1 protein-coding gene is annotated in these 746 nt (G+C 59.4%); it reads left to right on the top strand.

Going from position 1 to position 746, the window contains the following annotated elements:
• Positions 1-746, top strand: a 746-nt coding sequence (locus GS12_RS22755; RefSeq protein ID WP_034951314.1) for a peroxidase family protein, incomplete at both ends; no start/stop codon positions are given.

Here is a 746-nt window from a genome sequence, read left to right as displayed (position 1 = left end):
CTCCTGGCCGGATAACGTCAGCCTCGACAAAGCACGTCGTCTGCTGTGGCCGGTAAAGCAAAAGTATGGTCAGAAAATTTCATGGGCCGACCTCTATATCCTGGCGGGCAACGTCGCGCTGGAAAATTCCGGCTTCCGCACCTTTGGCTTTGGTGCCGGGCGTGAAGACGTGTGGGAACCGGATCTTGATGTGAACTGGGGCGATGAAACCACCTGGCTGGAACACCGCCACCCTGAATCGCTGGCTAACTCGCCGCTCGGTGCCACAGAAATGGGCCTGATTTACGTCAACCCGGAAGGCCCGGAACACAGCGGCGATCCCGCTTCAGCCGCACCGGCTATTCGCGCCACTTTTGGCAATATGGGAATGAACGACGAAGAGATCGTGGCCCTGATTGCCGGCGGTCATACGCTTGGTAAAACCCACGGCGCGGCAGATGCCAAACATGTTGGTGTCGACCCGGAAACCGCGCCGATTGAAGCGCAGGGCCTGGGCTGGGCCAGCAGCCACGGCACGGGGGTCGGCGCGGATGCCATCACTTCCGGCCTGGAAGTGATTTGGTCACAGACGCCCACGCAATGGAGCCACTACTTCTTCGAGAACCTGTTCAGGTATGAGTGGGTGCAGACGCGCAGCCCGGCGGGTGCGATCCAGTTTGAAGCGGTCGAAGCAGCCGAGATTATTCCCGATGCCTTTGACACGGCGAAAAAGCATAAACCAACCATGCTGGTGACCGATCTGACGC

This window comes from Erwinia oleae (assembly GCF_000770305.1).
GTDB lineage: Bacteria > Pseudomonadota > Gammaproteobacteria > Enterobacterales > Enterobacteriaceae > Erwinia > Erwinia oleae.
This window is presented reverse-complemented; position numbering and strand designations above follow the sequence as displayed.